Source organism: Ramlibacter sp. AN1015 (genome assembly GCF_037726105.1).
Taxonomy (GTDB): domain Bacteria; phylum Pseudomonadota; class Gammaproteobacteria; order Burkholderiales; family Burkholderiaceae_C; genus Ramlibacter.
The window spans coordinates 349,994-372,487 of the sequence record NZ_JBBJUM010000003.1; the positions used below are offsets into that span (position 1 = coordinate 349,994).

Annotated in this window: 26 protein-coding genes; 8 read left to right on the top strand and 18 right to left on the bottom strand. The window is 69.9% G+C overall.

All coding sequences use genetic code 11. The features are described from left to right. Positions 1-56: 56 nt before the first annotated feature. From WG922_RS06860 to xseB, 5 genes are all read right to left on the bottom strand, one after another. Positions 57-1,136, bottom strand: coding sequence for a TRAP transporter substrate-binding protein (locus tag WG922_RS06860; protein WP_340281593.1), 1,080 nt, complete (start codon positions 1,134-1,136; stop codon positions 57-59). A gap of 215 nt (positions 1,137-1,351) precedes the next feature. Further along, positions 1,352-2,431, bottom strand: coding sequence for a TRAP transporter substrate-binding protein (locus tag WG922_RS06865; RefSeq protein WP_340281594.1), 1,080 nt, complete (start codon positions 2,429-2,431; stop codon positions 1,352-1,354). Between the two features lie 164 nt (positions 2,432-2,595). Next, complete coding sequence (gene dxs, locus WG922_RS06870; protein ID WP_340281595.1) at positions 2,596-4,482, bottom strand: 1-deoxy-D-xylulose-5-phosphate synthase; 1,887 nt, start codon at positions 4,480-4,482, stop codon at positions 2,596-2,598. 8 nt (positions 4,483-4,490) lie between these two features. Next, entirely contained in the window at positions 4,491-5,393 is a 903-nt protein-coding gene (locus WG922_RS06875) for a polyprenyl synthetase family protein (RefSeq protein ID WP_445322799.1), read from the bottom strand. Positions 5,394-5,401: 8 nt separating this feature from the next. Continuing rightward, positions 5,402-5,656: an exodeoxyribonuclease VII small subunit gene (xseB, locus tag WG922_RS06880; protein WP_340281597.1), complete on the bottom strand. Its 255-nt coding sequence runs from the start codon at positions 5,654-5,656 to the stop codon at positions 5,402-5,404. A gap of 119 nt (positions 5,657-5,775) precedes the next feature. On the opposite strand from xseB, the gene WG922_RS06885 reads away from it, so the two are divergent. The 3 genes from WG922_RS06885 to WG922_RS06895 are packed head-to-tail and all read left to right on the top strand — an operon-like array spanning position 5,776 to position 8,756. Further along, a complete protein-coding gene (locus WG922_RS06885; RefSeq protein WP_340281598.1) occupies positions 5,776-6,924 on the top strand; it encodes an aromatic ring-hydroxylating oxygenase subunit alpha in 1,149 nt (382 codons plus the stop codon). A gap of 23 nt (positions 6,925-6,947) precedes the next feature. Continuing rightward, positions 6,948-7,847 (top strand): DMT family transporter, encoded by a 900-nt coding sequence (locus WG922_RS06890; RefSeq protein ID WP_340281600.1) that lies wholly within the window; start codon positions 6,948-6,950, stop codon positions 7,845-7,847. Between the two features lie 3 nt (positions 7,848-7,850). Next, on the top strand, positions 7,851-8,756 hold the full coding sequence (locus tag WG922_RS06895) for a sulfurtransferase (RefSeq protein WP_340281601.1): 906 nt from the start codon (positions 7,851-7,853) through the stop codon (positions 8,754-8,756). 62 nt (positions 8,757-8,818) lie between these two features. Here the strand turns inward: WG922_RS06895 and WG922_RS06900 are convergent, their stop codons facing one another. Continuing rightward, the gene (locus WG922_RS06900; protein WP_340281603.1) at positions 8,819-9,151 is read right to left on the bottom strand and encodes a hypothetical protein; all 333 of its coding nucleotides are present in this window, start codon (positions 9,149-9,151) and stop codon (positions 8,819-8,821) included. Between the two features lie 14 nt (positions 9,152-9,165). Between WG922_RS06900 and WG922_RS06905 the strand changes: the two genes are divergently transcribed. Next, positions 9,166-9,948 carry a hypothetical protein gene (locus WG922_RS06905; RefSeq protein ID WP_340281604.1) on the top strand — a complete coding sequence of 261 codons (783 nt, stop codon included), beginning with the start codon at positions 9,166-9,168 and terminating at the stop codon, positions 9,946-9,948. 30 nt (positions 9,949-9,978) lie between these two features. Here the strand turns inward: WG922_RS06905 and WG922_RS06910 are convergent, their stop codons facing one another. From WG922_RS06910 to WG922_RS06925, 4 genes are all read right to left on the bottom strand, one after another. Continuing rightward, entirely contained in the window at positions 9,979-10,479 is a 501-nt protein-coding gene (locus WG922_RS06910) for a hemerythrin domain-containing protein (RefSeq protein ID WP_340281605.1), read from the bottom strand. Between the two features lie 41 nt (positions 10,480-10,520). Next, on the bottom strand, positions 10,521-10,739 hold the full coding sequence (locus WG922_RS06915; protein WP_340281606.1) for a hypothetical protein: 219 nt from the start codon (positions 10,737-10,739) through the stop codon (positions 10,521-10,523). Positions 10,740-11,022: 283 nt separating this feature from the next. After that, complete coding sequence (locus WG922_RS06920) at positions 11,023-11,508, bottom strand: hypothetical protein (RefSeq protein WP_340281608.1); 486 nt, start codon at positions 11,506-11,508, stop codon at positions 11,023-11,025. Positions 11,509-11,620: 112 nt separating this feature from the next. Continuing rightward, positions 11,621-12,358, bottom strand: coding sequence for a tyrosine-protein phosphatase (locus WG922_RS06925; RefSeq protein WP_340281609.1), 738 nt, complete (start codon positions 12,356-12,358; stop codon positions 11,621-11,623). Positions 12,359-12,448: 90 nt separating this feature from the next. Here WG922_RS06925 and WG922_RS06930 point away from each other — a divergent pair, with 90 nt between their 5' ends. Together WG922_RS06930 and WG922_RS06935 are read left to right on the top strand one after the other, a co-directional pair. Continuing rightward, on the top strand, positions 12,449-13,366 hold the full coding sequence (locus WG922_RS06930) for a DUF72 domain-containing protein (protein ID WP_340281610.1): 918 nt from the start codon (positions 12,449-12,451) through the stop codon (positions 13,364-13,366). Positions 13,367-13,429: 63 nt separating this feature from the next. Then, positions 13,430-14,041, top strand: coding sequence for a DUF4019 domain-containing protein (locus WG922_RS06935; RefSeq protein ID WP_340281611.1), 612 nt, complete (start codon positions 13,430-13,432; stop codon positions 14,039-14,041). Here WG922_RS06935 and WG922_RS06940 read toward each other — a convergent pair. The 8 genes from WG922_RS06940 to WG922_RS06975 all read right to left on the bottom strand — a co-directional run bounded on the left by WG922_RS06940 (position 14,038) and on the right by WG922_RS06975 (position 21,859). Then, positions 14,038-14,814, bottom strand: coding sequence for a metal ABC transporter permease (locus tag WG922_RS06940; protein WP_340281614.1), 777 nt, complete (start codon positions 14,812-14,814; stop codon positions 14,038-14,040). The genes WG922_RS06935 and WG922_RS06940 overlap by 4 nt on opposite strands. Beyond that, positions 14,811-15,725, bottom strand: a complete 915-nt coding sequence (locus WG922_RS06945; protein WP_340281617.1) for a metal ABC transporter solute-binding protein, Zn/Mn family — start codon at positions 15,723-15,725, stop codon at positions 14,811-14,813. The genes WG922_RS06940 and WG922_RS06945 overlap by 4 nt, the downstream gene beginning before the upstream one ends. Further along, positions 15,706-16,986, bottom strand: a complete 1,281-nt coding sequence (locus tag WG922_RS06950; RefSeq protein WP_340281619.1) for a hypothetical protein — start codon at positions 16,984-16,986, stop codon at positions 15,706-15,708. Before WG922_RS06950 ends, WG922_RS06945 begins: the two co-directional genes overlap by 20 nt. A gap of 71 nt (positions 16,987-17,057) precedes the next feature. Beyond that, on the bottom strand, positions 17,058-17,543 hold the full coding sequence (locus tag WG922_RS06955) for a hypothetical protein (protein ID WP_340281826.1): 486 nt from the start codon (positions 17,541-17,543) through the stop codon (positions 17,058-17,060). A 2-nt stretch (positions 17,544-17,545) separates the two neighbouring features. After that, positions 17,546-18,019, bottom strand: coding sequence for a Fur family transcriptional regulator (locus tag WG922_RS06960; protein WP_340281621.1), 474 nt, complete (start codon positions 18,017-18,019; stop codon positions 17,546-17,548). Positions 18,020-18,170: 151 nt separating this feature from the next. Then, positions 18,171-19,562 carry a hypothetical protein gene (locus WG922_RS06965; protein WP_340281623.1) on the bottom strand — a complete coding sequence of 464 codons (1,392 nt, stop codon included), beginning with the start codon at positions 19,560-19,562 and terminating at the stop codon, positions 18,171-18,173. A 251-nt stretch (positions 19,563-19,813) separates the two neighbouring features. Continuing rightward, on the bottom strand, positions 19,814-20,812 hold the full coding sequence (locus WG922_RS06970) for a ZIP family metal transporter (RefSeq protein WP_340281625.1): 999 nt from the start codon (positions 20,810-20,812) through the stop codon (positions 19,814-19,816). A gap of 150 nt (positions 20,813-20,962) precedes the next feature. Beyond that, entirely contained in the window at positions 20,963-21,859 is an 897-nt protein-coding gene (locus tag WG922_RS06975; protein ID WP_340281627.1) for a dienelactone hydrolase family protein, read from the bottom strand. 126 nt (positions 21,860-21,985) lie between these two features. Between WG922_RS06975 and WG922_RS06980 the strand changes: the two genes are divergently transcribed. After that, a complete protein-coding gene (locus WG922_RS06980; RefSeq protein WP_340281628.1) occupies positions 21,986-22,174 on the top strand; it encodes a 4-oxalocrotonate tautomerase in 189 nt (62 codons plus the stop codon). Further along, positions 22,171-22,485 carry an I78 family peptidase inhibitor gene (locus WG922_RS06985; RefSeq protein WP_340281630.1) on the top strand — a complete coding sequence of 105 codons (315 nt, stop codon included), beginning with the start codon at positions 22,171-22,173 and terminating at the stop codon, positions 22,483-22,485. Before WG922_RS06980 ends, WG922_RS06985 begins: the two co-directional genes overlap by 4 nt. The last annotated feature ends 9 nt before the right edge of the window (positions 22,486-22,494 follow it).

A 22,494-nucleotide genomic window follows, 5' to 3' on the forward strand; every position in this document is an offset into this window, starting at 1 on the left:
CTGTCGCGCGGCCCCCGAGGATACCCGAGCCGATTGTCGGGCCCGGTTAGTACGAATTACAGCTTCTGGCTCTGCATGAAGCGGTCGAAGCTGGCCTCGGTGAAGCGGAACCAGAGGTTCTGGTCGGAGCGGAAGCGCGCGTAGTCGCTGTACACCTTCTTCCAGTTCTCGTTCTTGGCGGAGAGCTCTTCGTACAGGTCCATCGACTGCTTGAAGGCCTGCGTCATCACGTCGGCCGGGAAGGGCCGCAGCTTTGCGCCGGAGCCGACGAGCTGCTTGAGCGCCGTGGGGTTCTTCACGTCGTACTTGGCCTGGGTTTCCACGTGCGCGTAGGTGGCGGCCGCCTCCACGATGGCCTTCTGTTCGGCGTTGAGCGCCTCGTATGCCTTCTGGTTGATGTACAGGTCCAGTTGCAGGCCGCCTTCCCACCAGCCGGGGTAGTAGTAGAACGGCGCCACCTTGTTGAAGCCAAGCTTCTGGTCGTCGTAAGGGCCGATCCACTCGGCCGCATCGATGGTGCCCTTCTCGAGTGCCTGGTAGATCTCACCGCCCGGAATGTTCTGCGGGACGCCGCCGAGGCGCTCGAGCACCTTGCCTGCGAAACCGCCGATGCGGAACTTGAGCCCCTTGAGGTCATTGGCGTTGGCGATCTCCTTGCGCATCCAGCCGCCCATCTGGGCGCCGGTGTTGCCGCAGGCGAAGTGCACGATGTTGTACTTGGCGTAGAACTCCCGCATCAGCTTCAGGCCGTTGCCCTCGAAGGTCCAGGCGGTCATCTGGCGGCTGTTCAGGCCGAACGGAATGGCGCCGCCGATGGCAAAGGTCTCGTCCTTGCCGAAGAAGTAGTAGGGGGCGGTGTGGGCCGCTTCGACGGTGCCGTTCTGCACGCCATCGACCACGCCGAATGCCGGCATCAGTTCGCCGGCGGAGTGCACCGACACATCGAACTTGCCTCCGGACAGCGCGCGCACCTTCTGCGCGAAGACTTCGGCGGCGCCGTAGATGGTGTCGAGCGACTTGGGAAAACTGGACGCCACGCGCCAGCGTACGGTGGCCTGCGCGTGCACCGCGGGTGCGACGCCGGCGGCCAGCACGCCGGCCACGCCGGCATGCTTGATGAGGGAGCGACGATCCATCTGCTTGGTCTCCATGAGTGACAGGAATTGGCGGGCGCATGATGGCAACCAAGCTTGCAAAACACTTGCAGACGACTGACAGGAAAGCCGGAGTCGCTGCGCGGGTGGCGAAACGCCAAAGCGAAAAGGCCCCGTCGGGGCCTGGTGCAGGAGGCGCAGAAGTCCCCCTCCGATCCCATGGGTTCGCGGCGCCTGGAGCGGCGCGCACCCCGTCTTCAGAGCTTCTGTGCCTGCAGGAAACGGTCGAACGTGGCTTCGGTGAAGCGGAACCAGAGGTTCTGGTCGGCGCGGAAGCGCGCGTAGTCGGCGTAGATCTTCTTCCAGCTCTCGTTCTTGGACGAGAGCTCCTCGTACAGGCCCGTGGCTTCCTTGAAGGCGGCGTTCATCATGTCGTTGGGGAAGGGGCGCAGCTTGGTGCCTGCGCCCACCAACTGCTTCAAGGCGCTGGGATTCTGGCCGTCGTACTTTGCCTGCATCGCCACGTGGGCCTGCGCAGCGGCAGCTTCGAGGATTGCCTTGTTCTCCGCGGACAGCGTATCCAAAGCCTTCTGGTTGATGAAGAAGTCGATCTGCGGACCGCCCTCCCACCAGCCGGGATAGTAGTAGAACGGCGCGACCTTGCTGAAGCCCAGCTTGAGATCGTCGTAGGGGCCCACCCACTCGGCGGCGTCGATGATGCCCTTTTCGAGCGCCTGGTAGATCTCGCCGCCGGGAATGTTCTGCGGCACCCCGCCGATGCGCTCGATCACCCTGCCGCCGAAGCCGCCGATGCGGAACTTGAGCCCCTTCACGTCGGCGAGCGAATTGATCTCCTTGCGGAACCAGCCTCCCATCTGCGCGCCGGTGTTGCCTCCTGCGAAGTTCACGATGTTGTAGCGGGCGTAGAACTCCCGCATGAGCTTGCCGCCGTTGCCTTCGAGCATCCAGGCGCTCATCTGCCGGCTGTTCAGGCCGAACGGGATGGCGCAGCCCAGAGCGAAGCACTCGTCCTTGCCGAAGAAGTAGTAGGGCGCGGTGTGGGCGGCTTCGACGGTGCCGTTCTGCACGCCGTCCACGACGCCGAAGGCCGGCATCAGCTCACCAGCGGCATGTACGGAGATCTCGAACTTGCCGCCCGACATGGCACGCACAACGCGAGAGAAGGTTTCGGCCGCGCCATAGATGGTGTCCAGCGACTTGGGAAAGCTCGAAGCGAGCCGCCACCGGACGGTGGCCTGGGCGTGAACGGCCGGTGCCACACCGGCTGCGAGCACCCCGGCGATGCCGGCGTTCTTGATCAGCGACCTACGGTCCATGTAATACGCTCCTACTCGTGATTGGAAGTGAATCGGTGCGCCAGTGAACATTTTGTATTCAAGCGCGGCGCGATTCTAAGGAGCGCAGGCAGGCCGACTCAGCGGGGTTTTCCCGTGCGTAGAAGCCCTCGTTGCGCGGACCGCGATCGCGGTCCAGGCACAGGTCAGCCGACGACCTTCAGCCCGGGTGCTGGCGCCGGCGCGGCAAGATTGCCGAAGCGGGCACGCACGGCGCGCTCGATGCCTGCCGCATCGAGCCCCAGGAGGGCCAGCAGACGCGCGGGGTCGCCGTGCGTGGTGAATGCGTCCGGCACGCCGATCTGCAGCAGCGGACGCGCCAGCCCGGCCGCGTGCAATGCCTCGGCGACAGCACTGCCGGCGCCGCCCATCACCGCCCCCTCCTCCACGGTGACGATGGCCTCGTGCCGCTGCGCAACCTCGAGCAGCAAGCTCAGGTCCAGGGGTTTGGCCCAGCGCATGTTGACCACCGTCGCGTCGAGAGGCCCGGCGGCTTCGAGCGCCGCGTACAACAGGGTGCCGAAGGCGAGGATCGCGATACCGCGCCCCTCGCGCCGCAGCTCGCCCTTGCCGAAGGGCAGCGCCTCCAGGCTGGCCGGTACCGCGACGCCGGCACCTGCACCGCGTGGATAGCGCACGGCCACCGGATGGTCCTGCGCGAAGGCGGTCGACAGCAGCGCCCTGCACTCGGCCTCGTCGGCCGGACAGGCAAGGCTCATGTTGGGGATGCAGCGCACGAAGGGAACGTCGAACACGCCGGCATGGGTCGCGCCGTCTGCCCCGACGATGCCGGCCCGGTCAAGGGCGAAGACCACCGGCAGGTTCTGCAGCGCGACGTCGTGAATGAGCTGGTCGTACGCGCGCTGCAGAAAGGTGGAGTAGATCGCCACCACCGGCTTGAGCCCGTCGCAGGCCATGCCCGCGGCGAAGGTGACGGCGTGCTGCTCGGCGATGCCGACGTCGAAGTAGCGGTCGGGAAAGCGCTTCTCGAACTCGACCATCCCGGAGCCCTCGCGCATGGCAGGCGTGATGCCCACCAGGCGATCGTCGCGCTCGGCCATGTCGCACAGCCAGGAGCCGAACACCTGCGTGAAGGTCGGCTTGCCCGGCTTCGCCGGCGCAAGGCCTACGAGCGGATCGAACTTGCCGGGGCCGTGATAGGCCACGGGATCCGCTTCGGCCAGCTTGTAGCCCTGGCCTTTCTTGGTCACGACGTGCAGGAACTGCGGACCGCGCAGCGCGCGGATGTTCTCCAGCGTGGGGACCAGCGAATCGAGGTCGTGGCCATCGATCGGGCCGATGTAGTTGAAGCCGAACTCCTCGAACAGCGTGCCCGGCACGACCATGCCCTTGGCATGCTCCTCCAGCCGCTTGGCCAGCTCGAACAGCGGCGGCGCGACCTTCAGGACGTTCTTGCCGACGTTCTTCGCGGCGGCGTAGAAGCGGCCGCTCATGAGCTGCGCCAGGTAGCGATTGAGGGCTCCCACCGGCGGGCTGATGGACATGTCGTTGTCGTTCAGCACCACCAGCAGGTCGCAGTCGGAGACGCCGGCGTTGTTCAAGCCCTCGAAGGCCATGCCCGCGCTCATGGCGCCGTCGCCGATGATGGCCACGGCGCGGCGGTCGTCGCCCTTGCGCTTGGCTGCCACCGCCATCCCCAGCGCCGCGGCGATGCTGGTGGACGAGTGCGCCGTGCCGAACGCGTCGTATTCGCTTTCGCTGCGCATCGGAAACCCCGACAGCCCCCCGAGCTGCCGCAGCGTGGCCATGCGCTCGCGCCGACCGGTCAGGATCTTGTGCGGGTAGGTCTGGTGTCCCACGTCCCAGACCAGCCGGTCGTGCGGCGTGTTGAAGACGTAGTGCAGCGCGATGGTGAGCTCGACGGTGCCGAGGTTGGAGCTGAGGTGCCCGCCGGTGCGCGAGACGCTGTCCAGCACGTACGCGCGCAACTCGTCCGCGAGCTGCGCCAGCTGCTGCCGCGGCAGACGCCGCAGATCCTGGGGGGAAGCAATTGATTCGAGCAGAGATGCCATGGCGTAGTTCAGTGTTCGCGGTTCACGACCATGTCGGCCAGCGCGCGCAGCGCACGGGTGTCCTGCAGCCCCGACGCATCGAGCGCGGCGAGCGCCTGCGCAAGCAGCTCGCGGGCGTACGCGCGGGAGCGCTCCAGCCCGAGCAGTGAAACATAGGTGGGTTTGTCCTGCGCGGCGTCCTTGCCGGCGGTCTTGCCCAGCGTGGCCGAATCGGCCGTGACATCGAGCACGTCATCGACCACCTGGAAGGCCAGCCCGAGTGCCTCGCCGTAGCGTTCGAGAGCGTCGTGCGTCCGCGGGTCGATGTCGCCGCAAGCAGCGCCCATCATCACGCTCGCCTGCAGCAGCGCGCCCGTCTTGAGCCGGTGCATGCGACGCAGTTGGGCCTCGTCGAGTGCCTCACCGACGCTGGCGAGATCGATGGCCTGGCCACCGGCCATGCCCGCACATCCGGCAGCACGCGCCAGCAGACGGCACAGCGTGGCCTGCACCTGGTGCGGCACGCCGTCGTCTGCGGGCGTGAGCAGCTCGAAGGCAAGGGCCTGCAAGGCGTCGCCCGCGAGCAGGGCCTGCGCCTGTCCGAAGCGCACGTGCACGGTGGGCTTGCCGCGGCGCAGCACGTCGTTGTCCATGCAGGGCATGTCGTCGTGCACGAGCGAATAGGCGTGGATCAACTCCACCGCGCAGGCAGCCCGCAGCGCCGCGCGGGCACCGCCTTGTACCGCCTCGGCTGCGGCCAGCACCAGCAGCGGCCGCAGGCGCTTGCCGCCGTCTAGCACCGCGTAGCGCATGGCCTCACCCAGCCCCGCCGGTGCGTCGGCCACGACCCAATCGGAAAGTGCCGACTCCACCGCTGCCAGGTGGGCCTTGCTCCAGGACGCGAGGTCCCATGCGTCGGATGAATGCGCCATGACCGCGCTCATTCCTGGGTCCAGGCGCGCAACCTGCCTTCGTCCAGCACCTTGATCTGGTTCTCGACGGCCTCGAGCCGGCCCCGGCAGTACTGCAGCAACTCGGCACCGCGCTCGTAGCCGGCCAGCAGTTGCTCCAGCGGAAGCTGTCCCGATTCGATGCGGGAGATCAGCTGTTCGAGTTCCGCGAGTGCGGCTTCATAACTGGGGAACTGGGGGGCGTTGGCCTGCTCGGACATCTTGGCGCGGGGCAAAGGGACCATTCTAGGCTCCTCCACCCGCGCGAGACCCGGGGGCTACAATCGCCGGTCCTTTTCCCGCGCCCGTCCCCGGATAAGCGCTTACCTGCCCCTTCATAGGGGGAGTCTCTAGGTCAGGTGAAATGTCTGATTTAAGTCTTCAACTGCAGCAGGCCACAAGCCAATTACCTGTATCCAGTTACTTCGACGAGGCACTCTTCGCGCGCGAGATGGACACCATCTTCAAGCGCGGACCGCGCTACGTCGGCCATCAGCTCGCGGTTCCCGAACTCGGCGATTACTACGCCCTGCCCCACGAGAGTGAGGGCCGTGCGCTGCTGCGCACGCCGCGCGGCGTCGAACTGGTGAGCAACGTGTGCCGGCATCGGCAGGCGGTGATCCTGCGCGGCCGCGGCTCCACGCGAAGCGACCCGGCCTCGGGCGGCAACATCGTGTGCCCGCTGCACCGCTGGACCTACAGCGCCGGCCAGGGCGGCAGCCCTGCCGGCACGCTGCTCGGTGCGCCGCACTTCTCGCACGACCCCTGCCTGGACCTGCGCAACTGGCGCCTGCGCGACTGGAACGGACTGCTGTTCGAGGACAACGGCCGCGACATCCACGCCGACCTTGCGGGTATGGGCCCGCGCGCAGAGCTGGACTTCAGCGGCATGGTGCTCGACCGCGTCGAGCTGCACAGCTGCGACTACAACTGGAAGACCTTTATCGAGGTCTACCTCGAGGACTACCACGTCGGGCCGTTCCACCCCGGCCTCGGGCAGTTCGTCACCTGCGAGGATCTGCGCTGGGAGTTCAAGAAGCATTTCTCCGTGCAAACGGTGGGCGTGGCCAACCGCCTGGGGCGCGCCGGCAGCCCGATCTATGAGCGCTGGCACAAGGCCCTGCTCGAGTACCGCGGCGGCGAGCCGCCGAAGTACGGCGCCATCTGGCTGACCTATTACCCGCACATCATGGTCGAGTGGTATCCGCACGTGCTCACCGTGTCCACGCTCTACCCCCTCGGGCCGCAGAAGACGCTCAACATGGTCGAGTTCTACTACCCCGAGGAAATCGCCGCCTTCGAGCGCGAGTTCGTCGAGGCCCAGCAGGCGGCCTACATGGAAACCTGCGTCGAGGACGACGAGATCGGCCTGCGCATGGACGCCGGACGCAAGGCGCTCATGCAGCGCGGCGACAACGAGGTCGGCCCCTACCAGAGCCCCATGGAAGACGGCATGCAGCACTTCCACGAGTGGTACCGCAGCCAGATCGGCGCGGGCCCGCTACGCGTCTGACGCCCGCCTCGCCCCCTTCCGGCATGCAGGCCCTGTGGATGGTCCTCGGGGCCTTCTTCTTCGCCAGCATGGCCGTCTGCGTCAAGCTCGCATCCGCCGGCTTCACCACGGCCGAACTGGTCTTCTGGCGCGGCGTGCTCGGCATGGGACTGCTGTGGCTGCTGGCGCGCCGCCAGGGTGTGGGGCTTGCCACGCGCTATCCCGGCATGCACGCCTGGCGCAGCCTGATCGGCGTGCTGTCGCTGGGCGCGTCGTTCTACGCGCTGGCCTACCTTCCGCTTGCCACCGCCATGACGCTGAACTACATGAGCAGCGTCTGGGTTGCGGCCTTTCTGATTGGCGGCACCCTGATCACCTGGAACCCCCGTGCGGGTTTTGGCCCGGCGTTGCGGCAGGGTCCGCTCGCGCTGACGGTGCTCGCGGGGTTCGCCGGCGTGGTGATGATGCTGCGTCCGACGGTCGATCCCGACAGCCTGTTCGCCGCCCTGGTCGGCCTGCTCTCCGGATTCACGGCTGCCTTCGCCTACATGCAGGTGATGGCGCTGGGAAAGCTCGGCGAGCCCGAGGCGCGCACGGTCTTCTATTTCGCGGTGGGCTCCGCGGTGGGCGGTGCGATCGCGATGGCGTTCACGGGCATCTCGCGCTGGCACTGGGAGCACGCCATCTGGCTGTTGCCCATAGCCGCTCTCGCTGCACTCGGGCAGCTGTGCATCACCCGCGCCTACAGCCACGGTGCCACGCTGGTGGTGGCCAGTTTGCAGTACTCTGGCATCGTGTTCGCCGCGCTCTACAGCCTGCTGCTGTTCGGGGAACACATTCCGGCGCAAGGCTGGGCGGGCATGGCCCTGATCGTCGCCAGCGGCCTTGCGGCGACCGCGCTGCGCGCCCGCGCCGCGCCGCACGCACCTGCCGAGGAACACTGACCCATGACCCACAGCTTTCGCACCTACACCACGCTCATCGATCCGCCTCAGCTGCAGGAACTGCAGCAGACCGACACGCCGCTGATGGTGTTCGACTGCAGCTTCGACCTCACCAACCCGGCGGCGGGGGAAGAGCAGTACCACCGGGCGCACATCCCCGGCGCCATCTATGCGCACATGGACCGGCATCTGAGCGATGAGGGCGTGGTCGATCCGGACGGCCGACGCCGTCCCCAGGCCGACGCGGCCTCGGGCGGGCGGCACCCACTCCCCAGCCGGGAGAAATTCGCGATGTGGCTCAGCGCCATCGGCTTTACCAACGACATGCAGGCGGTCGTCTATGACCGCCAGGGCGCCAACTACTGCGGCCGGCTGTGGTGGATGCTCAAGTGGATGGGCCACGAAGCGGTCGCCGTGCTCGATGGCGGCCTGCAGGCCTGGGAATCGGCGGGTGGCGCGCTGCGCGGCGGCGATGAGCCGTCGCGCTTCCAGTCGAACTTCCGCGTCGGTCCCGAGCACCGTCGGCTCGTCACGACCGAGCAGGTGCTGCGTGGGCTCGACTCCCGCGGCCAGACCATCATCGATGCCCGCGCCCGACCTCGCTTTCGCGGCGAGGTGGAGCCGCTGGACCCGGTCGCCGGGCACATACCGGGCGCGCTGAACCGTCCTTTCACGGAAAACCTCGGGCCCGACGGACGCTTCAAGGAGCCTCAGGCGCTGCGCGCCGAGTTCGAGAACCTCCTGGCGGGACGCGATCCGGCCACCGTGGTGCACCACTGCGGCAGCGGCGTCAGCGCCATCCCCAACCTGCTGGCCATGGAGGTGGCCGGCCTCGGGCCGACAGGCCTGTATGCGGGCAGCTGGAGCGAGTGGTGCAGCGACCCCGGCCGGCCGGTGGAGCGGGGCTGAAGCCGACATGAAACAAGAAGGGGGATCAGCGCGCTGATCCCCTCGGCGTTCGGCAGAAAGCTTTATTGGCTCCGCGGCGCGTGTCCGTCACCGCCACCCGGAGAGCCCCGAGTCGCGGCGGCGTCGCCAGCACCCGCAGGCGAGCCGCCCAGGCCACCGGTGGTGCCCACCCCCTGCTCGGTCGGAATGCCGGGCTCCGCCTGGCCACGGCCGGTGATGCCCGGAGGCACGTAGGCTTTCGCACGTTCGGTGATGCCCGGGGAATCGACCTGGGTTCGCGGCTCGGGCTGCGGCGCCACCGTGGTGGTCGGATTCCCCTCACCGGGGCGGCCCGGCAGATTGGGATTGGACGTGGCGCCGGTGTCGGCGCCGCGCTCGCATCCCGCCAGCGCCATGCCGGCCAACACACATGCGAAGAGAATCCGCCCTGCCATATCAACGCGACGGCGTGGTGGTGGAACCGCCAGAGCTGGAGCCGCCGGTGGTGCTGCCTGCACCCGACGAGCCGGACGAGCCGGACGAGCCCGAGGAGCCGGTCGAGCCCGACGAGCCGGACCCGCCGGCGCCCATCGAACCCGTGCCCGAGCTCGAGCCGGACCCTGAAGCGCCCGCAGAGCCGGAGCCCGACGGCGGGGTGGTGCTGCTGGTGCTGCTGCTGCCGCCAGCGCCGCTGGTGCTGCTGCCCCCGCTTCCGCTGCTGCTGCCGCTAGCGCTGGGGCTGGCGCCTGTCGTGCCACCGCTGCTGCCCGAACCGGATGTGCTGCTGCCGCCCGAGCCGCTGCTGCCCGTGCCTGCGCCGCTGGTGCTGGTGTCGGGGCTGGTCGATGAGCCGGAGGAGCCGGCCGTCGCGCCGCTCGAGGCGCCGCCGCTGGCGCCACCCGAGGCGGTGCCGGTGCCCGGCGCCGGCACGACCGGCTGCTGGGTCGTCGTCGTCGGGGGGGTCGTGGCGGGCGTCGTGGCGCCACCGGTAGTGGTGTTGACGTCTGCCTCTTCCCGGCCGCAAGCGGCCAGCGAGAGGCTGCCGGCGACGATCATGGACAGCGCAACACCACGAATAAGGGGGGTACGGTTCATCAGGAACTCCTTGGGTTGTGTTCGTTGGAAAGGTGGCCGCCATCTTCGTCGGCACCGGAACGCCATGGCCCCGGAAAGTTCCGCTCCGGCTGTCGTCTGCGACGGTCGCCGGCTGTAGGACACGCCGCGCCCGCCCCCGGGACGCGCCTCAAGCCATGGCAGAGACCAGCACCTCTTCGCGCAGCGCCTCGGGCACGGCTTCCAGTTCGCGCCGCCGCTCCCGCAGCCTCCGACCCAGCAGAGCCAGGTCGGCTCCGCAGCGGCGCAGGCGAGGGAAGAGCTCATCGCGCTCCGCCGCCATGTGCTGCTCGATGGCCTCGCCGAGCCGGATCACACGGGCGTCGTACAAAGGATCGTTGGCCCGCACCTTCAGCACCCGGCACATCATGTCCTTGGCGCAGGCATGTGCCTGTTCGGCGCCACCTGGAAGTCCGGCCTCTCCGACGAGCTCGCGCGCCAGCGGATAGAGCAACTCCTCTTCCAGGCGCGAATGGATGGTCAGCTCGAGGCAGATCTGCTCGGCCAGCGCCTGGCGCTGCGCGAGCGGCGCTCCCTGCGAGGCGAGTTGCCGCCACTGCGTGAAGAGTGCGCGCATGCACTCGTGCTCCGCCTCGAGTTGATCGATCGGGTCGTCCTGGGACTCCAGCATGGGGCTCCTCCTGTGGGTGCTTCTTGCAAGCTTGTTGGTATTCAGCGATTGCGCTCCGCGTCGGTCTTGCTTTGCTGCTTCATCACCGACTCTGCCGGCGTGCCACCGGCAGTCGCACGGGCGTCCGGTTCTGCAGACGCCTCGGTGCCGGCGTCGTCGGGCTGCATGTCGCTCGACGGGGTCTTTTTCGCATCGCCTTCGCGCTGTTCGGCTCGTTCGCGGTCGCCGGCGGCGTCGGGCTTGTCTGCGTTCTGGTTCATCGGGTGACCTCCTGCGTCGTGATCGAAAGCTTCAGGAGGAACACTCTAGGCAAGCTGTGCAGAATCGCTGTCGGCACGCCGCAGCGCGCGGTGTAGGACGGGGGAGCAAGCGATTCTCGAGAGGCCGAATGGCGTGTGAAAGGCACGCCCGCGTCGTGCGCAAGCACCGGGCGCCCGGGGTGCTTCGCCGGTCGCAAGCCGCGCAGCGGCCCAGCAGACGGCTTGCGCGGTGCGAGCGCCACGGAGCCCTTGCCGCTGCGGCGTGCGTAGACGGGGCGTGCGATCAGCGCGAGCGCGGATCGCGGTTGTTGTCGGGGTCGCTGGGGCCGATGCGGTCGGACATGCCCGCGCCCGGCGCCGCGTCCACCGAACCGCTGTCGCTGCCCGTTGCGTCCCAGGTACCGCCGGTGCGCCGGGTGTCCCCGCGGGGGTGCTCTTCCTCGAAGTCGTCGAAGTTGACCGCCCCGCCACCCATGGGCTTGTCGCCTGCGACACCGTGGTCGCGCTGGTTCACGCCGCTGGGCGCCACCAGGTCGGGCTGCCGGTCACTGGTGAGCCCGGGCTTGCCGGGGCCGTCTCCCGCATACGGTTGCGAGCGCTGCTCAAGGCTGCGTTCGGCGCTGCGCGGCGGGCGCTCGCCCTGCTCGTCGCTCGCGCCCTTGCCACGCGCATCGGACTGGCCGTCCGTGGCATAGCGCTCGACATCCGGGCTGGCCCGGTCGTCGCTCTTGCGGGGCTTTCCGTCGGGGGAATAATTCTGGTTGACCATGATGACTCCTTGCGCATAGTGCTGGCGCCCATGCTCTGCTCGGCCGCCGCCCTCCCCTGTCGGAGCAGCGCGTCGCCAGGCGTAGGAGCCCACTCCGCGCGGCAGCGCAGCCTCAGCCCTGCAACAAGTAGAGCCGGCGCAGCTCCTTGCGCTCCGGCTCCCCCAGCCGCAGCCCGTCGCGCAGGTAGGCCTCCAGCGAACCGTGGTCCTGCTCGACGGCATCGAAGGAGGCCTGCAGGAACTCAGGGCGCACGCTCCACAGCACAGCAGCCACCTCAGGGCTCAGGCCCCAGGCTGTGCCCGGCGGTGCCTTCAGGCGCTGGTTGGTGAGCAGGTAGTCGCGCAGCACGTCCTGCTGGGAAGCGCCGAGTGCGCGCAGCACCAGCGCCGCCGCGAAGCCCGTGCGGTCCTTGCCGGCCGTGCAGTGGAAGACCGTTGGCTCGCTCGAGGCGAGCAGGTGCCGGAAGAACTCGGCGAACCGGTCCGTGTGCTGCCGCACGAAGCCGCGGTAGGTGTCCTGCATGTGCGCCACCACGTCGGCCGGCGTGAGCCGCCGCCCCGCCGAGAGCAGATCGCTGAGCACCTGAACGATTGTCGGCTCGATGGCCAGCGAGTGCACTGCTACGTCGGGCAGCTTGCACACGGCGCTGCGGCGCTCGTCCACGCCCCGGAAATCGAGCACCCGCCGCACGCCCAGCGCCTGGATCTGCTGCGCATCCTTGTCGCCCAGGGCGCCGAGGTGGTCCGAGCGAAACAGCGTGCGCGGGCGCATCGCGATGCTGGCGCGCACATGCTCGGAGAGGTCTCGAAAATTGGGTGCGGCGTTCAGTGGCGGGGTGGATTCGCGCATGCCACGTATTGTCCGCGCAGGCACGCCGCCGCGAGAAGCCGCAGGCGCCAGGACATGCCCGCCGGCCCGCGACTGCGTTGTAATGAGGCCATGGCCCTGTACCTGGTGGGGACCGCCTCCTGGACCGACAAGTCCCTGATCGAGTGCGGTCGCTTCTATCCGCGCAAGTCGATGAGCGCCGAGCAGCGCCTGCGCCACTACGCCAGCCACTTCCCGATGGTGGAAGTCGATTCGAGCTACTACGCCATTCCCGACCCGCACACCGCGCAGCTATGGGCCGAGCGCACGCCGCAGGGGTTCGAGTTCAACGTGAAGGCCTTCCGCCTGTTCACCGGGCATCCGGCTTCGCCGGCGGTGCTGCACCCGGACATCCGGCGCGCGCTGGGACCGCACGCGCCCGCGCAGCTGCACTACCGGCAACTTCCGCCCGAGATCCGTGACGAGCTGTGGCGACGCTTCCTCGATGCGCTGGCGCCCCTGCAGGCAGCGGGCAAGCTCACCGCCGTGCACTTCCAGTTCGCGCCCTGGGTGGTGCGCAACGCCGAAGGCATCGAGCACGTAGCCGCCTGTGCGCGGCGCATGGCGGGGCAGCTGATGGCGGTCGAGTTCCGGCACGCGAGCTGGTTTGCGGGCGAACACGCCGCCGCCACACTCGCCTTCGAGCGCGAACTGGGCGTCGTCCACACCGTGGTCGATGCACCGCAGGGTTTCGCCAACACGGTACCTGCCATCTGGGAGGCGACGCGCCGGGAGCTCTCCATCCTGCGGCTGCACGGGCGCAACCGCGCCACCTGGAACGTGCAGGGCGCCACCCGCGCAGCGGACCGCTTCAACTACCTCTACACGGACGAGGAACTCGCCGCACTGGTGCCGCCCCTGCACGCGCTGGGCCGCCATGCCGACAAGGTGCACGTGATCTTCAACAACAACATGGAAGACCAGGGCCAGGTCTGCGCCCGGCGCATGACGGAATTGCTGGGTCCCTCGGCGCCCGTTGCGGGGGGCTAGACTGGTGCGATTCCCGACACCCCGTCGGCAGGGCCCTGGCGCCCCGCTGCCCCATCCATTGCCATGAACTCTCGAAAACTCCTGCCGCTCACCGCCCTGCTCGCGGCCGCCCTGACCGCATCGGCCGCATTCGCCCAGCTGAAGCTGCCGGAAGGCGCGAACGGCGCGGGCGGCGCAAGAGGAACCGGGCTCGGCGCGCCGGTCCCGCGGTCCGCCGAGCCGCCCGCAGCCACACCGCCGTCCGGGGCACCTTCGCCCTCGCCCTCGCCCTCGCCCTCGCCTTCGTCCTCGCCCTCGTCCTCCGCCTCGCCCACGGGCGACACGGCCGAGATGCAGGAGGCGGCGCGCCTGGCCGCCATGGGCTGGCTGCTGCTGCTGGACCGCCGCGACTGGGGCACGGCCTGGGACACCGCCGCCGCCATGTTCCGCGCCAGCGTTCCGCTGCCGGCGTGGATGGACGGCATTCCGAAAGCCCGGGCGCCGCTCGGAGCGCTCATCGAGCGCACGCCGGTGGAAGCGGTCTACAAGCGCAAGCTCGAAGGCCGCCCGGAGGGCGACTACGTGACGCTGGTGTTCCGCTCGCGCTTCGACGCGAAGCCCGACGTGCAGGAGCTCGTCACCACCGTGCGCGAGCCCGACGGGCGCTGGCGCGTGACCGGCTACTCCACACGCTAGTTGCGCCCGGGCGCCGGAGTGTCCTGCGCGTCGCATGTCGCCTGGCGCGGCGAGAACGCCGCGCCCAACCCCAGCAGACAGAGGGCCACGGCAACGCTCGCGCCGCTGGGCAGATCGAGCCCCCACGACAGCCCCATGCCCGCGGCACACGCCGCGAGCGCCAGGACGATCGACACGGACAGCGCAGCGCCGCGCCGGCACCACAGTGCGGGTGCGATGAGGAGCGCGAACACGAGATACAGGCCCAGCACCGGCACTGCGGCGCTCAGCGCCAGGGCGAACACCGGATAGAAAACGGCGTCGCGCCCGAGCACGCCGCGCCGGGCGATCGCGAGCACGATCGCGGCCGCGCCGGCGAGCACGAGCGCCGAACTCGGCGGCGCCCACAGGACATCCGCTGCCAGCAGGGCCGCCAGGCGCTCGCGCCCGTGCGGGTCGAACCCCGCCGCGACCACGCTCAGGCCCGCTCCGGCCACGTACACGAGGCCGATCAGCGCCTCACGCTGCGCCGGCCAGCGGCGCGCGAGCCACCACACCAGCGCCGCGCCCAGGAGCGCCGCGGCAGCGGCGCCGATGCCGGTGAGCCACAGCGGCGGGTGTTCCTCCCGCAGTGCGAGCACGAGCACACCGCAGGCCGCCACCTGCGCCACCGCCAGGTCGATGAAGACCACGCCGCGTGCGAGCACCTGCCGGCCCAACGGCGCGAGCAGGACGCATGCCGCGGCGAGCGCCGCCGCAGGCGGCAGCAGCCAGGCGACGTCGGCCACCGTCATCGCGCCAGGGCGAGCAGGCGCTCGAGCAGGTGGTCGTACAGGGCGGCAAGGTCCGGCGCGGGCGGCTCGCCCAGCACCGTGGAAGGCAGCTGCAGCACGGGCACGCCGAACTGCTGCCCCAGCCACTGCGCCGGGCGCGCGTCCTGGTAGATCGATACCACCACCGCGCGCGGCGGGGCAGCGCGCGCGGCTTCGAGCACGCGCTGCAGGTGGCCGGGCGTGGGTGGCATGCCCGGCTTGGGCTCCAGGTCGGCCACCTGATCGATCCCCAGCCAGTTCCAGAGGTACGCGAAGGTGGTGTGCTGCGCTGCCACCCGCGTACCGCGCAGGGGTGCGGCCTTGCGCTCCCACTGCGTGATGCGGGCGCGCCAGTCACGCTCCCACGCGGCGTGGCGTGCATGGACCTGCTCGCGGCGCGCCGGCGCGACCTGCGCGATCGCGTCGCGCACCGCCTCGGCGACGTCGAGCACGCGCCACGGATCGAGGTGCACGTGCGGGTTGCCTTCGGAGTGCACGTCGCCATCGAAGGGGCTCCCCGGCGGGCGCGGATCGATCAGCGCCACGTGGTCGGCCGCATAGAGCATGCCGGCGGCTCCATCGCGCACCCGGGGATTGCCCGCGCGCTGCTGCAGCATCGGCAGCCAGCCGGCCTCCAGCGAGGCGCCCGTGCACACCGCCAGGTCGGCGCGCCGCAGCGCCGCGATGAGACTGGGGCGGGCCTCGATGTGGTGGGGGTCCTGGCGGGCATGGGTCGCGCTGCGCACCTCGGCGTCCGGCGCCAGCTGGCGCACCAGCGATGCCCATTCGGGCTCGCAGGTGAAGACCGACAGCGCCTGCGCAGGGGTGGCGAGGCAGCACGCGGCCACGGCCGCCAGCAGCACGCGCAGGGGGTTAGAACGCGTGTGCTGCATGGGCGCCGAAGTTGAGGATGTACTGGAGCTGCAGCGCCTGGGTGGCCGCCTCGAAGCCGCCGCGGTCGCGCTGGCGGGTGGCCTGCACGCGGAAGGTCTGCTGGTGCGTCGGCTTGTAGGCCAGCATCAGCGCATGCTCCCGCAGGCGGCCATGATCGACATGGTCCTCGTGCGCAATGCGTACGGAAAGCGCATCCGTTCGGGCCCCCACCTCCCAGGCCGGCGCGAAACGCCAGACAGCGCTCAGCGTGTCGGCCCGGTGCCGGTCGCCGCTGCCGGCGAGCCCGGCGGGCTTGCGCACCACGGCGCGCTCGTACGTGACGCGGACCTGCTGGCGGCTGTTGTTGCCGTCGGGCGCCCACTTCCAGGTAACGCCACCGAGCCAGAGTCCGCGCCCGCTGTAGGCCGCGCCGTGCCCGCCGTGTGCATCGCCGTGGCCATCGTCTTCATGCGCGTCGTGGTGCCCCGCCTCTTCCCCTTCCTCTTCGGCTTCATGGGCGTGCCCGGCATCGCGCCGGTTGTGCAGGTACGACAGGCCGGCCTGCCAGCTGTGGCTGGCGCCGATGTCGCCGCCGATGCGGGCGGACAGCACGGCGGCTCCTGGGCTGGATGCGCTGTCGGCCTCCTCGACCAGGCGCTTGCCGCGGAACACCTCCGCACCCAGCCGCAGGTACAGATCGGTGGCGGCGGTCCAGTTCAGCCGCAGTCCGTCGTCCGTCCAGTGGTCTCCGAAAAACGCCCGGTACAGCAGCGGCCGCTGGACGAAGTCGTCGGCATGCGGATGCTGTTCGTTGAGGTAGCCGATCTGCGATGCGAAGCGTCCGGCGCGCAACTGCAGGCCCGCGGGCAGCGTGCGCGTCTGCACCCAGGCCTCGTCCAGTTCGAGCTCGTACTTGCCATGGTCGCTGTGCACGGCCGCCGTGAGCTGGGCGTCCAGGTGGTTTCCGAGCGGCCCGTAGGCCGAAAGATCGCTGTGTCCCAGGGCCAGCCCGCGGTCACGCTGACCCAGGGCCAGCGCGCGCGAGCTCGCGCTCACGTCCAGCACGGCGCCGGCCTGCCAGCCGCCGCCCGGACTGCCCGCTGCGCCGGCTTGGGCCAGTGCGGATCCGCAGGCGAGCGCGCACGCGATCGCGACGAGCGGGCGCTTCGTCGAGCGGGTTTTCGCCGGCGCCGATGACCCGGGCGAAGACGGCATGCGTGGCGCAGGCAGCGTCGCGGAAGGGGGCAGCGAAACGCCGCCCATGCAATGGGAAATGTTCATGTTCTCTCGCGAATGGAAGGGAAATGGGCACCGCGGCGCCGCCCTGCAGACGGGGCGCCGGGTGCACGGTCTCAGCGGGAGAACGAAGGCGGTCCGCGGGCGTCGAACAGCGCCGCCCAGCGTGCGACGAAGCCAAACGCAAGAAGTCGCAGATAGGCGAGCGGCGCGGAAAGGATGGGGACGACCAGCGGCACCGCGCAGGCAAGAACCTGCGGCCCAGCGCTGTCGTAGAGCCGGCAGTCGCCCTCGCCTTCATGCAGCGAGAAGAGCAGCGCGAGCCAGTTGGGCGCGCCCAGGTGCCGCGGCTCTCCCGCGTGTGCCTGGGGGTCGTTTTGGCGGGTGTGCCGGGCGTGCTGGTCGGCGCCGCCGTGGGCAGCCCGGGCGAGGTGGCTCTCGTGTGAAACGTGGCGACCGGACGAGGTGCCGGGCGCCGTGTGGAGCACCGCGCCGAATGCCGCGGGCGCGTGCGCGACCCGGTGCATGAAGCCGAGGGCCTGGGCGCACACCAGCGCCACCAGCACCAGAGCCAGCCACCGGTGGCGTGCGGCGGCGTGCACCTTCAAGCGCGCTCCCGCCGCAAGCCGTGCCCCGCGCAGCCGGCGCAGCGCCCATGGACGGCGACATCGATCGAATGCCCCTCGTGGCCGGCGGCCTCCAGCGCCTGGAGCACCTTGCGGGCGGCGGCGTCGAGCTTGCCGCCGTCGTCGGTCAGACGGAAGTGCCGATGGCAGTCGTCGCATTCGAATCGGGGTACGCCGCTTTCGCGGTTCGCTGCCGAAAAACGCGACACACGCTGCGCGTCCACGGTGCGGCGCAGCAGCCCGGCCGCAACAAAGCGCTCGAGCAGCCGGTACAGCGTGACGCGATTGATCTCGACTCCCTGCCGCACCAGCACGTGCTCGATCTCGGCGTGCGACAGGACCGCGTCAGGGGTGGTGCCGAACACCCGGGCGAGCGCCAGCGTTCCCGCGGTGCGGCGCAACCCCGCAGAAGCGAGGGCTGCGTCGAGCTGGGCATCGAGGGGGCTGCGCATGATGGACGTGAGGGCTGAAGAAGAGGCAGGAGCGGCGACTCTCGGCCCGCACCGGCCGGCACGAATCGCAACTGGGTTGCAATTGTAGGCGCCGCAACGTCCGCTGCTTCAGCTGGCGGTCCTCAACGGCGCACCGGGTCGCATCTGCACTTCAGCGCGGCTTTGCGTCCTGCCCACCTCGGGCGGCGGAGTCCGTCCCCTGCCGTGCGGCCGCGTCACTGCTGTCGCCGCCGCGGCTGGCGGAGGAGGCTCCGCTCATGGGCTTGCCAGCCGCCCCCATGCCGCTCGAGCCTGCCAGCGTACTGCGGCCGCCCTGGTCCTGCTGGTGGTCCTCCTGCCGGTGGTCCTGCTGATCCTGGCCCTGCCCCATCTCCTGCGGTCGGCGGCTCTGCGCTGCGGGCTCTGTCGTGCTGCCCTGGCCGGAAGCGCTCTGGCCGCCACGCTGGCGCGCCGCCCGCCAGGCGGTGAAGTCGTCCGAGAAGCGCTTGAACCGCTCCTGGCGCCACTGCTGGTAGTCCTCGTCCAGGCCACGCAGCTGCTCTTCGCGCCACTGGTGGTAATCGGGGTCGAAATGGCTGCCTTGCCGCCGAGGTTCACCGCCCGACCTCCAGTCATGTTCCGAGCCGCCGCTGGTGGACCCGTAGCTTCCCTGGCCCTGCTCGTGCTGCCGGCCGCCGCCCCAGCCGTGGCCGGTAGTGCCCGGCTGCCCGGCAGCCTGGTGATGGCCACCCTGGGCGCCTTGGCCGCCGTAGCCGCCATAGCCATAGCTCTGCTGGTTTCCTTCGTAGCCTTGCGGGCTGCCGCCGAAGCCTCGGGTGCCTTCGCCATAGCCTTGCCTGCCACCGCCGTAGGCTTGCCGGCTGCCGCCGTAGCCCTGCTGGTCGCGGGCATACCCCTGCTGCTGACTTCCATACCCGTGTGGACCACCGCCATGGGCCTGCTGGCCACCGCCGTACTCCTGGCTGCGCCCGTAGCCCTGCTGGCCACCGCCGTAGCCCTGCTGGTCGGCACCGTAGCCCTGCTGGTCGGCACCGTAGTCCTGCTGGCCGTAGCCCGGCTGCCCACCGTAGCGCTGCTGGTTGCCGCCGTAGCCTTGCTGTCCTGCTGTGCCCTGCGGCCACCCTTGGCCTCGAGACTGAGCGCCGTCCTGGCGACCGAACTGGCTGCCCCAGCCGCCATGCTGGCCGCCCTGGCTGCCTGCCCAGCCCGGGGAGCCGGCGTCGCCTCCGTGCGGGCCTCCGAACTCGCGGCCGGGCTCCCCGGCCCGCGCGCCGGACTCCGCGCCGCCGCGGCCATAACCGTGGGTTTGCTGACCCGGCGACGAGCGCTGCTGCCACTCCTGGCTTTCGCCGCCGCCTCCATAACCGCCGTAGCCGCCCGAGCGTTGCGCGCCGAACTCGCCCGTGCGCTGTCCGTAGCCATGCGACAGCGAACCGGCCTCGCCGCCTCGTCCCTGCGCGTCGCCGCGCTGCGATTCGTCCTCCCCCGCGCCGGAGCGCGAGGGGCTCTGACGGTCGCGGTCTTCCTCGTCACGTGATGCCATGGTCTCTCCTATGCAAGGTGGGCAGCGCCGCGGCCGAATGGCGGCGCGGCCGAAGCATCGGGAACCATAGAAGGCAGGCACTCCAACGCCTGTCGGACGGCGGCGAGGCGCACGTAGGACTCCGCGAGCCGATGAACAGGCTGTGCGCCAAGGGACCGTGCACGGGCACCGTGGCGACGCACCGTGGCACCGCGGCAGCGGCTGCGGACGGGAACGCACACCGCCGCGCGCAGCCCGGCGCGTGCACGGTCCTAGTGCGCGTGCGCGTGCCCGAAAAGGCTGACCAGCGTGACCATGCCCATGCCTGCGAGCAGCCACAGCACCTGCGTGGCCGTGGCCCGCGCACCCAGTCGCCGCTGCAGCTGGGGAATCAGGTCGGCGAGCGCGACATAGACGAAGCTGCTGCTGGCGACCACGAGGAAGTACGGCAACCACTGCTCCAGCCGATCGACCAGCCACCAGCCGGTGAGTCCGCCCAGCGTCGTCACCGCGCCAGCGAGCGACACCTTGAGCAAAGCCGCACGCCGGCTGCCACTGGCGGCGCGCAGCACGATCAGGTCGCCGATGTGGTGCGGGATTTCGTGCGCCATCACGGACAGCGCCGCGACCAGGCCCAGGCGCAGGTCGGCCATGAAGGCGGACGCGATGAGGATGCCGTCGCCGAAGCAGTGCACGCTGTCGCCGGTGAGGACCGCCCAGCCACCCGATCCGGTGGGCGCATGGTGATCCCGGGCGTGGTGATGCTGGTGGTGTCGGGAGTGCTGCGGGCGTAGGTCCGCAAGCTCGGGTTCGGCAAAGCCGTGCGCGCCGCCGGCCACTGGGGTGCCGGCCGCGTGATCCGGATCGGTCGCGGTCGCGGTCGCGGGCGCGGGCGCGTGTCCGTGTCCGTGTCCGTGTCCGTGTCCGTGTCCGTGTCCGTGTCCGTGTCCGTGGTCGTGGTCGTGCCCATGCTCGTGGCCGTGATGCCACAGCTGCGCCTTGTCCAGCAGGAAGAAGAACACCAGACCGACCAGCAAGGTCGCGAATAGCTCCTGGGCGCCCGCGTCGGTGTTGAAGGCTTCGGGCAGCAGGTGCATGAAGGCGGTGGCCAGCAGGGCTCCGGCCGCGAGGCTCAGCAGGTGCTGGGCCGCCACGCCGCCGCCTTCGGGCGCCGCGCCGCCGCGCACCCCCAGCCGCAGCAACAGCGCGGCAATCCACACACTGCCGATCCCCGCGCACAGGGTGGCCGTCACGATCGCGATCAGATTCATCAGCTTGCTGGCGCGTGCGGCGGCGAAAGCCCGCCGCGCCTATCTCTCCGGAACATGGAAAAGCCGCCCGGCGGGCGGCTTGCCTGCATATCGTCTCGAGCGCCCGCCGCCCCTCAGCTCAGGCGGAGGCGGTGGGCGCGGCCTGCATTGTCACGCAACGCCGTGGCGCTTGAACCACTCCAGGGCCCGCTTCCAGCCGTCCTCTGCCGGTTGCTTGCGGAAACTGGGGCGGTAGTCGGCGTGGAAGGCGTGCGGCGCGTCGGGGTAGACGACGAACTGCGAAGCCTCGGCCGCCGGCGAGCCCTCGGCCAAGGCCGCCTTCATCTTCTCGACCGACTCCAGCGGAATGCCTGTGTCGGCGCCGCCGTACAGGCCGAGCACCGGTGCCTTCAGCTGCGAGGCGAGATCGACGGGGTGCCGCGGCGTGAGCGGCGTGGCATTGCCCACCAGCCGCCCATACCACGCGACGCCGGCCTTGACTGGACCGTGCGCGGCATAAAGCCACGTGATGCGACCGCCCCAGCAGAAGCCTGTGATGCCGGCCTTCTGCACGTCGCCTCCGTTGGCAGCGGCCCAGGCGAGGGCTCCGTCGAGGTCGGCCATCACCTGCGCGTCCGGCACTTTCGAGACCAGTTCACTCATGAGGCGGCCCACTTCGCCGAAGGAGCCCGGATCGCCCTGGCGCGCGTAGAGCTCGGGCGCGATGGCCAGGTAGCCGGCTTTGGCGAAGCGCCGCGCAACGTCGGCGATGTACTCGTGCACGCCGAAGATCTCCTGCACCACCAGCACCACCGGCAGTCCGGTGCGCCCTGCCGGCGCCGCGCGGTAGGCCGGCACCTTGAAGCCGCCGACCTCGTAGCTGATTTCGCCGGTCACCAGCCCGTCCGAGGGCGTCTTGATCGCGGCCTGGGCGACCACCGGCGCGGCCGCCGCTGCGAAGCCGACGCCCAGCGCGGCCTTCAGCGCCCCGCGTCGGTTCGGCCCCTGGGGCCCGGCAGAACCCGGCAGCATGGAATCGAAATCGGAACGCATGTCGTCTGTCAGCACGGCGCGAATCTCCTTGGATGGGGTGGTTGAAGCAGCCCGGCGACTGCCGGGCCATGCGCACTGTATGCGCGAACCATAATCGGTGCCGAACGCCGCAACGGCCCAACCCCTTCAGGAGACACACCCATGCCCACCATCCGCGTCGAACTCATGGAAGGACGCACCCTCGAGCAGAAGAAAGAACTCGTGAAGGCGCTGACCCAGGCCGTCGTCGAGACGCTGGGCAGCAAGGCCGAGTCGGTCGACGTGCTGCTTTTCGATATCAAGCGGCACGACTGGGCGACGGGCGGCGAGCTCTGGTCGGAGAAGACGTGAGGGGGGCCCGTATCACGGCACTGCTAGCCGCCTGCGCGGCACTGCTGCTGGTGCTGCAAGCCTGCGCACAGAAGGCGTCCTCTACAGAACCGCACGGCTCGACGGGCAATGCCTGCGATGCCTCCGCAGCCCGCTTTGCCATTGGGATGGCGCCCGAGCGCGAACTGCTCGATCGAATGCAGCGCGTGACGGGTGCAAGCACGGTGCGTACCACCGGATTCAACGAGATGGTCACGAAGGAGTACCGCGTGGGACGGCTGAACGTCCAACTCGGAACGGACGGGCGCATCCAGCAGCTCACTTGCGGCTGAATCGAGGCC

Excerpts from the sequence above, each read along its gene's own strand:
- WG922_RS06960 (WP_340281621.1), bottom strand. The coding sequence starts at position 18,019 with ATGCGCAGCCCCCTCGATGCCCAGCTCGACGCAGCCCTCGCTTCTGCG.
- WG922_RS06900 (WP_340281603.1), bottom strand. The coding sequence starts at position 9,151 with ATGGCGCTGGCGGGATGCGAGCGCGGCGCCGACACCGGCGCCACGTCC.
- WG922_RS06965 (WP_340281623.1), bottom strand. The coding sequence starts at position 19,562 with ATGGCATCACGTGACGAGGAAGACCGCGACCGTCAGAGCCCCTCGCGC.
- WG922_RS06915 (WP_340281606.1), bottom strand. The coding sequence starts at position 10,739 with ATGAACCAGAACGCAGACAAGCCCGACGCCGCCGGCGACCGCGAACGA.
- WG922_RS06910 (WP_340281605.1), bottom strand. The coding sequence starts at position 10,479 with ATGCTGGAGTCCCAGGACGACCCGATCGATCAACTCGAGGCGGAGCAC.
- xseB (WP_340281597.1), bottom strand. The coding sequence starts at position 5,656 with ATGGTCCCTTTGCCCCGCGCCAAGATGTCCGAGCAGGCCAACGCCCCC.
- WG922_RS06890 (WP_340281600.1), top strand. The coding sequence starts at position 6,948 with ATGCAGGCCCTGTGGATGGTCCTCGGGGCCTTCTTCTTCGCCAGCATG.
- WG922_RS06885 (WP_340281598.1), top strand. The coding sequence starts at position 5,776 with ATGTCTGATTTAAGTCTTCAACTGCAGCAGGCCACAAGCCAATTACCT.
- WG922_RS06930 (WP_340281610.1), top strand. The coding sequence starts at position 12,449 with ATGGCCCTGTACCTGGTGGGGACCGCCTCCTGGACCGACAAGTCCCTG.
- WG922_RS06980 (WP_340281628.1), top strand. The coding sequence starts at position 21,986 with ATGCCCACCATCCGCGTCGAACTCATGGAAGGACGCACCCTCGAGCAG.
- WG922_RS06875 (WP_445322799.1), bottom strand. The coding sequence starts at position 5,393 with ATGGCGCATTCATCCGACGCATGGGACCTCGCGTCCTGGAGCAAGGCC.
- WG922_RS06865 (WP_340281594.1), bottom strand. The coding sequence starts at position 2,431 with ATGGACCGTAGGTCGCTGATCAAGAACGCCGGCATCGCCGGGGTGCTC.
- WG922_RS06895 (WP_340281601.1), top strand. The coding sequence starts at position 7,851 with ATGACCCACAGCTTTCGCACCTACACCACGCTCATCGATCCGCCTCAG.
- WG922_RS06920 (WP_340281608.1), bottom strand. The coding sequence starts at position 11,508 with ATGGTCAACCAGAATTATTCCCCCGACGGAAAGCCCCGCAAGAGCGAC.
- WG922_RS06940 (WP_340281614.1), bottom strand. The coding sequence starts at position 14,814 with ATGACGGTGGCCGACGTCGCCTGGCTGCTGCCGCCTGCGGCGGCGCTC.
- dxs (WP_340281595.1), bottom strand. The coding sequence starts at position 4,482 with ATGGCATCTCTGCTCGAATCAATTGCTTCCCCCCAGGATCTGCGGCGT.
- WG922_RS06950 (WP_340281619.1), bottom strand. The coding sequence starts at position 16,986 with ATGAACATTTCCCATTGCATGGGCGGCGTTTCGCTGCCCCCTTCCGCG.
- WG922_RS06925 (WP_340281609.1), bottom strand. The coding sequence starts at position 12,358 with ATGCGCGAATCCACCCCGCCACTGAACGCCGCACCCAATTTTCGAGAC.
- WG922_RS06970 (WP_340281625.1), bottom strand. The coding sequence starts at position 20,812 with ATGAATCTGATCGCGATCGTGACGGCCACCCTGTGCGCGGGGATCGGC.
- WG922_RS06945 (WP_340281617.1), bottom strand. The coding sequence starts at position 15,725 with ATGCAGCACACGCGTTCTAACCCCCTGCGCGTGCTGCTGGCGGCCGTG.
- WG922_RS06860 (WP_340281593.1), bottom strand. The coding sequence starts at position 1,136 with ATGGATCGTCGCTCCCTCATCAAGCATGCCGGCGTGGCCGGCGTGCTG.
- WG922_RS06905 (WP_340281604.1), top strand. The coding sequence starts at position 9,166 with ATGCGAAGAGAATCCGCCCTGCCATATCAACGCGACGGCGTGGTGGTG.
- WG922_RS06935 (WP_340281611.1), top strand. The coding sequence starts at position 13,430 with ATGAACTCTCGAAAACTCCTGCCGCTCACCGCCCTGCTCGCGGCCGCC.